Source organism: Bradyrhizobium sp. Bra64, from assembly GCF_024519875.1.
Lineage (GTDB): Bacteria > Pseudomonadota > Alphaproteobacteria > Rhizobiales > Xanthobacteraceae > Bradyrhizobium > Bradyrhizobium japonicum_G.
Genome location: NZ_JALJRD010000009.1, coordinates 237,419 through 246,988, shown reverse-complemented (window position 1 = coordinate 246,988; position 9,570 = coordinate 237,419). Strand labels below are relative to the sequence as shown.

Sequence of the window (9,570 nt, the reverse complement as noted above, 5' to 3'; positions counted from 1 at the left end):
CCGGCTCGCGAACATGACGACCACAAGATCGCCCCTCAAGGATGAGCCGGGATGGGCGACACATACGCCAAAACCGAATTTCGGTAAAGTGGAATCTTTTTGAGCATTGGGATTGACGACGCCGCGACACACGAGGCCAAATCATCCCTTCGGCCGCACCGGCGTCCCATCGGCCATGAGGGTCACGCCCTTCCGCTCGACGATCATCGCGTAGGCCCGCGGCTGGCGGTGGACGTCGAAATTGAAGGTGGTGCGCTTGTAGGAATTGCAGAGGTCGAGATCGCAGCGCGCCAGCGCGATCTCGTCGCCCTTGGTCGTGCATCTCGCGACGATCTCGCCGGAGGGCGCGATGATGCAGCTTCCACCGATATGGTCCACGCCCTCCTCGACGCCGGCCTTGGCGACGCCGACTACGAAAGTGCCGTTCTGGTAGGCGCCGGACTGCATCACCAGATGATTGTGGAACAGCGAGAGATCGTCATGCTCAGGCGCAGGCGGATTGTGCACCGGCGTGTTGTAGCCGATCATCACCATCTCGACGCCCTGCAGGCCCATCACCCGGTAGGTCTCGCTCCAGCGGCGGTCGTTGCAGATCGCCATCCCCATCACGCCACCGAACACCTCGGTCACGCCGAAACCGCTACCCGGCTCGAAATAGCGCTTTTCCAGATGCTGGAATTCGCGCCACGGCTCGTGTTCTGCGTGGCCGGGCAAATGGACCTTGCGATACCTGGCGACGATCGTGCCGCTCTGGTCGACCAGGATGGAGGTGTTGTAGCGCCTGACAATTCCAGCCTCGATCGTCAGCTCGGCATAGCCTAGATAAAATCCGATGCCGATCTCGCGAGCGAGATCGAACAGCGCCTGAGTCTCCGGCCCCGGCATCTCGCGCTCGAAAAAGCTGTCGATCTCCGCCTGATCGTCGAAATACCAGCGCGGAAAGAAGGTGGTCAGCGCGAGCTCGGGATAGACGATCAGGTCGCAGCCATTGGCCCTCGCCTGGCGCATCAGGGCCATCAGCCGCGCCACGACTTCGGTCCTCGTCTCGGTCCTCGCGACCGGGCCAAGCTGGCCGGCCGCGACATTCACAAATCTCGCCACGAATCTTTCCTTCGTCCGCTTCCCGGATCACGTCGCGGCAGAGCCTATCGCGCGACGCGCCGCGCGCACAGCCTCGGTGTCCGGCAGGGTGCCCAACCGAGAGGCAGCCCTACCGTCACGGGGGAAGCGCCGACTATGGCTTGTGATTTAACGCATACACATCGCGCGGAAACGCCCTCACAGCGCGCGACTTACCATCCCGCCGAGGCTGAGACAGGCGCGTTAAAGAACATCGTCTGATCGCGCGCCGCCATGCGCGATGGCTGGCGTCGATGGTGCCGCTCCGCAATGCGCTTGTTCGGAACGGTCCGCGCCACTTCCTTCGGCGTCGCGGCAGGCTGCGTCACCATCGCAAAAGCTTGGCGCGGGCTCTCCTGCGTCGGGATCGCGTTTACGACGGCAGGTACGGAGGTCGGCGGAACCGCCTCGGCCTTGGACAGGGAAATTTGCCGTACCCTGGTATCAAGCACGATCTTCTCGGGCCAGACTTGCGCAGAATGAACGCGCGCAATCGATCGATCCGGACCCGTCCCGGCGGCCGCGCTCACGGGGCCACCCATGTAGTGATCTGCAAGGAACAGGAGGGCGAGCAGAGCGCCGCCGATGAAGACGAAATAGCGGATGAGCGGCATGGGTCCCTCGATCGCCTCGTTGTCGAGGTCCCTGCAGCAACGGGAAGGAGTGGCAATCGTTCCGGAGCGTCCTCGAAGCAATCGCGCCCGGCGGAGAACCAGATCTGCTCCCTCAGCCCGCGCGCTGGCATTCTCCTTGCTGCACGACAGTCAATCCCTCAGATCCGCAGTGGGTCTGTCTCAAAGTGAGGCGATTGCCATGCAGCCGACGTACCGTTTCGAAGCGACCATGCCGACCCAGCTCCACGCCCTGATCTCCGATCTGCGTTGGCGCATGCAGATGATCGACGCCGACATTCTGGACGAAGAGCGGAGAGCTGGAATCTCCGATCCCAAAAACCTCGCCTACCCCATGCTCGCGCAGAACCTGAGGGCCCGGCGCGACAATATCCAGGTGAGTATCGCAATTCTCGAAAGCCGGCTTGAAAAGCAGTCGCCCGAGTGGCCGCGCGCTGCCTGACGCGCACGATCTGGGCGATAGCTCGAGCCGCACCCCGATACCGCGAGGGAACTCGCGTTGCCCATCTGCAACGGTTCCCTGCCGTCTGAAGCCGGACAAAACAAACTCCCATTCCGGCCACGAACCGCTCTCACAACGCCGTGAGACTAGCAGGGGAACGACGATGCGTGCACAACGCGTTTGGAAAGTGAACGGGGCCGCCAGCATCGGGCAGCTTCAATCGAGACTGGACGATCTCAACAAGCGTCTCGGTCAGCTCGAAAACCAGCATCCGGAGAGCTGGAAGGTCGAAGAACTCAGATCGAGCGCGCTCAGGCTGTCGCGCGAGATCGACGACATCCGCTGCGCCGAAGCGACGGCGGCACTGAGCGAGTTGCTGCGGAAATAGCCGGCGTTTGCGATTCGCCTGGCGCGCAAGGAACCAACGTTGGCCCCCGCCATTGCCATGCCGAGCATGGAGCAAAATCATGACTAGGCACCTGACGCGGACCTATCTCGCCCGCGGGGTGGCCGGCGCGGTGTCCACGCTGGTCCTGTGCGCGGCGACGGCATTCACCATCGCGCGCCATTTCGCGCTGTGAGGTAATTCGCATGACGTCCGACCCCGAGGAATCGGTAAGGCTGCAAGGCTTCGGCGAGATGACGTTGCGCACGGCCATCACGACGCTGATGCTGCTTGCGCCGCGCGAGCGGGTGGACACCGCCATCTTCCGTGTCCGCGACGGCGAGCGACTGGCCACGAGCGAGATCGCCGAACTCGCGTCGAGCTGGGGCATCGAGCCGACGGTTCACGTCAGGTCCCCGCGACTCGTCCCAGACCGGCACTGGCCGGAAATCGTTCGCGGCATGGTGCGCGAGGCGCCGTTGCCGTCGCTGATGGTGGCATTCATGCTCGGTGTGCTGGTGGCGAGGCGGTAGTCCCCCGACCTGCCGTGCCGCGCCGCTCCATCAGTGCCGGCGAGCCAAGGGCGCTTTCTGCCGCCGCAAGCGCCCTTCTTGGACACGAGCTTTGGACCCGAGCCGCTATTACGTGAACATGAAGTAATCGCTGTGAAGGTTCGCGACCGTGGACCCCTTGATCAGGATTGTATCGTGGCTGTCCAGTGTGACCAGGACATCCGAACCCTGCTGGGTCATGTGAAGATCGTTGAAACTTGCAGCAAGCAAAGAGCTGACCGAGATCTTGTCCGTGCCGGCGGAGGTATCGGTGTTGAAGCTGTAGACCGTGTCATTGCCGCCCTGATAGGCTACCGTGCCGCCATTGGTGGAGCGGAAGTAGAACGAATCGTTGCCCGTGCCACCGGCAAGATTCAAGTTGTCGGCATAAGCATAGACTTCGTGGGCCCCGCTGGTGTGCGTATATTCGCGCATCGTCAGGTTGCCGCTAAGATCCATCGTATCGGTGCGGATATCACCGGTCCCATCCTGGCTGTAATAGTCGACAGCACGGGCGCCGCCAGCCTCGATGAGCGTGTGGTTGAGGATCGCACCGGTGCTGGAGTAGTTGGAGATTTCCTTGCTACCATCTGAATTGTGCTTTTCCAGATAATCGTAGCTGCCGTCGGAGTGGAAGCGTTCGACGAGCGTTAGGTTGCCGCCGTCGTCGTTGGCTTGATGCGTCGAGGTGTAGGACTGCCCGGTGATTTGATAGACATAGGCATCCGACGAGCCGTCCTTGTGAAGAACGCTGTCCTTGATCAGCACACCGCCCGTATAGGATTTATTCTCTGCGCTACCGTCCACGTTGGCCGTGTACTCGGTCAGCTTGTAGCCGGCCAAGGTGTCGTAGGTGGCGGTGGTGGTGCCGGTCGAGGTGACCGAGACCTCCGTGCTCAATTTGCCGGTGCTGGTATAATAGTCGTAGAGCTTCGAACCATCCGCGTGGTAGGCCGCCTTGTAGTCGTAAGTGCCGTCGGAGTGGAACCGTTCGACAAGTGTTGCATTGCCGCCGGCGTCACTGGCTTGATGGGTCGAAGTGTAGGACTGCCCGGTGATTTGATAGACATAGGCATCCGAAGAGCCATCCTTGTGAAGGACGTTGTCCTTCGTCAGCACACCATTGGTGTAAGTCTTGTTCTCAGCGCTGCCGTCTGCATTCGCAATGTAGTCCGTGAGCTTGTAGCCCGTCGCTGTGTCATACGTAGTTGTCGTGGTGCTGGTCGATGTGATGGCCACTTCGGAGCTGTGAAGCCCTGAGCTCGTATAGTAGTCGTAGACCTTGGAGCCATCCGAGTTGTAAACCACCTTGTACTGATAGCTGCCGTCGGCGTGGAAGCGCTCGACCAGCGTCACCTTGCCGCTCGCGTCGCTCGCCTGATGGGTCGTCGTGTAGGACTGGCCCGCGATATTGTAGACGTAGACCTCGGACGCCCCGTCCTTGTGACGGACGTTGTCCTTCATCAAAGCGCCGTTTGCATAGGCCTTGTTGTCGGCGCTGCCGTCCACGTTTGCCGTATAAACGCTGAGCTTGTAGCCCGTCGTCGCATCATAGGTCGTTGTCGTGGTGCCAGCCGACGTGATGACCACTTCGGAGCTGTGAGCTCCCGTGCTCGTATAGTAATCGTAGACCTTGGAGCCATCCGAGTTGTAAACCACCTTGTACTGATAGCTGCCGTCGGCGTGGAAGCGCTCGATCAGCGTCACCTTGCCGCTCGCGTCGCTCGCCTGATGGGTCGTCGTGTAGGACTGGCCCGCGATATTGTAGACGTAGACCTCGGACGAGCCGTCCTTGTGACGGACGTTGTCCTTCATCAAAGCGCCGTTTGTATAGGCCTTGTTGTCGGCGCTGCCGTCCACGTTTGCCGTATAAACGCTGAGCTTGTAGCCCGTCGTCGCATCATAGGTCGTTGTCGTGGTGCCGGCCGACGTGATGACCACTTCGGAGCTGTGAGCTCCCGTGCTCGTATAGTAATCGTAGACCTTGGAGCCATCCGAGTTGTAAACCACCTTGTACTGATAGCTGCCGTCGGCGTGGAAGCGCTCGATCAGCGTGACCTTGCCGTTCGCGTCAGTCACCTGGTGGGTCGTCGTATAGGACTGGCCGATGACATTGTAGACGTAGACCTCGGACGAGCCGTCCCTGTGAAGGACGTTGTCCTTCATCAACACGCCGTTTGTATAGGCCTTGTTGTCGGCACTGCCGTCCGAATTGATCGTATGAACCTGGAGCTTGTATCCGGTCGCGGGATCATAGGTGGTCGTGACCGTGCTGGAAGACGTCACGCTGATTTCCGTGCTCAGCGCACCGGTGCCGCTGAAGTAATCATAAACCTTGGAACCGTCAGTGTTGTACACAGCCTTGTACTGATAGCTGCCATCGGCGTGGAAGCGCTCGATCAGCGTGACCTTGCCGCCCGCATCGTACGCAGTGTGATCTGACGTGTAGGATTGGCCGGTAATGCCGTAGTGATAATAGTCGAGCCGCCCGTCGGTCTGCGCAATGCTTTTCGAGGTGATCGCACCGCTGCTGCTGACACCCCAAACGATGGTCTCGGTAAGGGAACCGCCGGCGTCAAAATCCTGCTCCTTGATCCAGCCGCTGCCGCTCCAGGTGACGGAGAAGGAATAACCGCCGTCGATCTTCGACAGGAGATCGCCATAGCGGGCAATGACGTATTGCATGGTCTCGGACGACGAGACGGCCAGAACATGCGAGTCGCTCAAGGTCACCTTTTCCAGTCCGGCGGCGCTCACCAGAGTGTCCATCTGAGCGACGAAGTCGGCCGATGTCATCGTGAGGTCGTAGTCCACCGTCGTCGGGACTTCGGCCGCTGCGGAAGGCGCGCCGACTTCGATCACCAACGGGTGATCGCTGAGCCCGATCTGGATCGTGCTGGTGTTGTAATACACCGCAATCGGGTCGGTACCTGTCAGCGGATCATAAACGTAAATGACACTTTCCACCTGCCCGAGACGAACGGTAACGGAAGTTTCCGGCGTCGTGATTTCGGTCTGGGTCGCATTGTCCCATACGAGCGTATCGGCCCATACGACGAGATCGCTGACGCCGCCTGACTTGTTCATCAGCATCGTATGAGTGTTGCTGGGCGCATTGGAAAGCGTATAGCTCAGATCCGAGCCGGTATGAGAGCTGCCGTCGTCACCGTGGCTCAAGATGGTCGTCAGATTGTGGAGGGCGACAGCGGCTTCCTTAGGCGTTCCATCAACATGGAAGAGACCGAACGAGGCTTCCTTTTCGCCGCGAGACGCCGAGGATGGCGAGTCAAACAGCTCGTAAAGATAAGTGGCGGAGGATCCGTCTTCATACGCCAGAAGCAGATTGGAGAGGACAAGCTTCGCCTGCGCGTCTTCGTTTACGCCGATGCCGGTGACGCTCGACAATGTCGTATAGCCGGTCTCCGTCACAATGACCGGATCGTTCGTCGAAATATCCTGCGCCAGACCGAGATCGTCTTCGATCTGAGCGTCAGCAAGCGCGCCTGTCTGCACATAGACGTGGGCATTCGCCGCGTCCGAATAGGCGCTCATGTCGCCGACTACAGCGTTCGTCGCGTCGGTCTGGTATCCGATACTGAAGTTGACGACGGTGACGTCGCTGAGAACACCGTTGGCCTTCACAGCGGTATAAAGAGCCTCCTGAAACGCTGCTGCGCCTTCAAGCGAGGTCAGTCCGTTGTAGGAAAAGGTGTTCAGGTTGGCTTCGTTGATGCCTTCGATGGACGACAGAGCGCCCGGGTGCTCCGTCGCGAACTCCGCAAGAGAAGCGATGTAGCTGGCCAGCCCGCTGCTGCCCGACTCGGGCAGCGTGTAGCTGACGCGAAAATCGAAAGAGATACCTGCATTGGCAAGCGCGTCGACGACGGCATTTGCATGCCCGATTGCGCTGTAAGAGTCGCGAACGTGACTGATGCCCAGATAGTTCAGGCTGCTGATGATCAGGCTGGAGTTTGTATATGCGTCGGTATAAGCGCCCGCATTGGTGTTGGCGCCGAGAGAATTCAAGAAACTCGACGCGCTGGTAACCGTCGTGTTTGACATGTAGAGCCCCATTGGTCGTGGAGCTCAGACTGGCAAGCTCTCCTAAGAAAACTCCCTTCATGAAAGCTAAAATTGTTCGGCTTTCGCCTAAATTTTCGGCTGTTCCCTACATCAGCGAGGATTCCATGCCCACATCAGGATGACGGTGGAAGGAACCACCAGAATTCACGTCCGCTCGCGCGAGATCGACGACATCAGCTGAGCCGACGCAACGGCGTCGTTAAGCGAGCTTCTGCGCAACTTGCCGGCGCCCGATCATTCGGCGTTACTCGGGAACCGGCCTCCCCTCGCCGCCAGTTCCATGCAGTGCATGGAACAAGATCATGACCATGCGAGCCCATCACGCACGCGGCGTCGCCGGCGCGGTGTCCACCCTGGTTGACGAGATGACGTTGCCCGCGGCGGTCGCGACGATGACGGTGATGGCGCTCGCGCGGCGCGAGCAACAGGAGGCTGCCATCTTCCGCGTCCGACGGCCCGCGTTTGGCCGCGAACGAGATCACTTCGCCTCGGATTGGGGCATGACGCCGATGGTGAAAGCCAGTTCGCCAAGCAGGTCCCGGAGCAGCGCTGAGCGAACATCGCGCGCGGCATGGTGCGCGAGGCGCCGTTGCCGTCGCCGATGATGGCGTTCCTGGTGGGCGTGCTGGTGGTGCGACGGTAGTCCTCTGACCTACCGCGCAGCGCCGGACTATCTTTGCCGGCGAACGAAGAGCCATGCCGCGCGCACAAGCCGCCCCTGGCTTTTGTGCGTTATTATAGATACTTAGCTGTAAAAACGACTCGCGGAGGCTCCGTCTAGGTCAATCGGTTACAGCCGCGATGTAAACGGCCGGAACGGTTAGGGGGGTCACATCGGGAATTGAGTAAATCCAGGCAGTCATTGCGAAAACATTGACGATGAGCTTGGCATCCGCACCCGTCATCGAGCGAGGCGGCAGGTTCTCACATGAGCTGACTCACATGATCAAGCTCACCTTCACGGCTCAATCAGCGGACTATCGGCCAATAATCTACCTTTCGCGGAATGCGCGGTTCATCTGATCGCTGAATGGCTTTAGGAGATAGGAGGCCGCGGTGCGTTCCTGTGTGGATACAAACACTTCAGCGGGCATGCCCGGGACGAGCTTGAGCCCCTTCAGTTGGACAATCTCATCCTCGCTTGGAAGCAGCTTTATCTGGGTCAAATAGTACTCCTGACCGTTTGCCGGATCGCGCGCCGATGCTGGCGACACCATCGCCACCGTGCCCTTCAATTCCGGTGTCGTTGTACGATTGAAGGCAGTAAGCCTGATACGGGCAGGCTGCCCTACTCTTACCTGATCGATGTCAGCCGGTGAGACTTTGATCTCGAATTTCAGTTCAGCGTTCTCCGGGACCACGGTCGCGATCTTGGCAGCCGGCGTGATGACGCCTCCCACCGTGAAGGCAAACAGTTCATTGATGTGGCCAGAAGCCGGCGAACGGATTTCGGTGCGAGAAAGGCGATCCTCGATCGCGAGCCGACGCTCGTGAAGCTCCGCGATTCGCGCGTCCACCGTGCGCAGCTCTTTCTGGGCTTCCGTGGCCGCGTTATGATCGACGGCAATGATTTGGACCCGAATCTCACTGGTCCGCACCTTGGCGCGAGCGATGCTCGCCTGAATTTCGCCGCGCTCCCCGAGCAGGCGCGCCGTATCACGGTGGGCTGCGTAAACGCGCTGATGTTCGACAATCTTGCGCTCGAACAGATCTTGCAGCTTGTCGCGTTCGGACATCACCAGCTTCAACTCCTCCTCCTTTGCGGCGAGGCGCGCTTCCATGCCCCTGATCTCCTCGCCGGTCTGGCCGATGCTCAGTTCGAGCTGCTCCTTCTGGCTGTCCCTGGCGATCTTGTTGCCGGTGAAGAGGCGGGTTTCACCGTGGATCACGTCGTCGGCAGTCCTCGAGAAGATGGCATGAAGATCCGACGGGATTTCAATGGCCGCCAAGTTGTCGCGTTCGGCTAGCAAACGCGCGCGGCGTCCAAGCGATTCGACGAGCTGGGAGCACACGATGAGAAGTTCCGCCCGGATCTGAACGTCGTCGAGGGTTGCCAGTATCTGTCCCTCACGCACGAACTCTCCCTGCCGAACCGCAAGCGTCTTGACGATGCCGCCGTCCCGATGCTGGACCTCCTTGAGGTTCTGGTCGACTTTGACGGAGCCCGGAGCAACGATGGCCCCCTCCAGCATCGCCATCGCGGCCCAGCCGCCGCAGCCGGCCACGAGCATTCCACTCAGCACCGTGCCAGCCAGGATACGTGGCCAGAGGCGAAAAGGCCTCGCGGCTACAGCCGGCCTCTCGGACCTGGCGGGTGCCGGAGCGGGCACGAAGTCGGAGGCATCGACATGCTTCATG

The 9,570-nt window shown here is 60.3% G+C and carries 7 protein-coding genes; 3 read left to right on the top strand and 4 right to left on the bottom strand.

Annotation, left to right across the window (positions count from 1 at the left end):
• Positions 1-141: 141 nt before the first annotated feature.
• The gene (locus NR187_RS24785; protein WP_211386726.1) at positions 142-1,101 is read right to left on the bottom strand and encodes an N-carbamoyl-D-amino-acid hydrolase; all 960 of its coding nucleotides are present in this window, start codon (positions 1,099-1,101) and stop codon (positions 142-144) included.
• A 191-nt stretch (positions 1,102-1,292) separates the two neighbouring features.
• Positions 1,293-1,733, bottom strand: a complete 441-nt coding sequence (locus NR187_RS24780) for a hypothetical protein (RefSeq protein ID WP_211386727.1) — start codon at positions 1,731-1,733, stop codon at positions 1,293-1,295.
• 199 nt (positions 1,734-1,932) lie between these two features.
• Between NR187_RS24780 and NR187_RS24775 the strand changes: the two genes are divergently transcribed.
• From NR187_RS24775 to NR187_RS24765, 3 genes are all read left to right on the top strand, one after another.
• Positions 1,933-2,193: a hypothetical protein gene (locus NR187_RS24775; RefSeq protein WP_211386728.1), complete on the top strand. Its 261-nt coding sequence runs from the start codon at positions 1,933-1,935 to the stop codon at positions 2,191-2,193.
• A gap of 163 nt (positions 2,194-2,356) precedes the next feature.
• Complete coding sequence (locus tag NR187_RS24770; protein WP_211386729.1) at positions 2,357-2,581, top strand: hypothetical protein; 225 nt, start codon at positions 2,357-2,359, stop codon at positions 2,579-2,581.
• Positions 2,582-2,784: 203 nt separating this feature from the next.
• Positions 2,785-3,111: a hypothetical protein gene (locus NR187_RS24765; protein WP_211386730.1), complete on the top strand. Its 327-nt coding sequence runs from the start codon at positions 2,785-2,787 to the stop codon at positions 3,109-3,111.
• Positions 3,112-3,219: 108 nt separating this feature from the next.
• On the opposite strand, the gene NR187_RS24760 is transcribed toward NR187_RS24765, so the two are convergent.
• Both NR187_RS24760 and NR187_RS24755 read right to left on the bottom strand, forming a co-directional pair.
• Positions 3,220-7,191, bottom strand: a complete 3,972-nt coding sequence (locus tag NR187_RS24760) for a hypothetical protein (RefSeq protein WP_256807957.1) — start codon at positions 7,189-7,191, stop codon at positions 3,220-3,222.
• A gap of 1,013 nt (positions 7,192-8,204) precedes the next feature.
• Positions 8,205-9,569: an HlyD family type I secretion periplasmic adaptor subunit gene (locus NR187_RS24755; RefSeq protein ID WP_211386732.1), complete on the bottom strand. Its 1,365-nt coding sequence runs from the start codon at positions 9,567-9,569 to the stop codon at positions 8,205-8,207.
• Position 9,570: the final 1 nt, after the last annotated feature.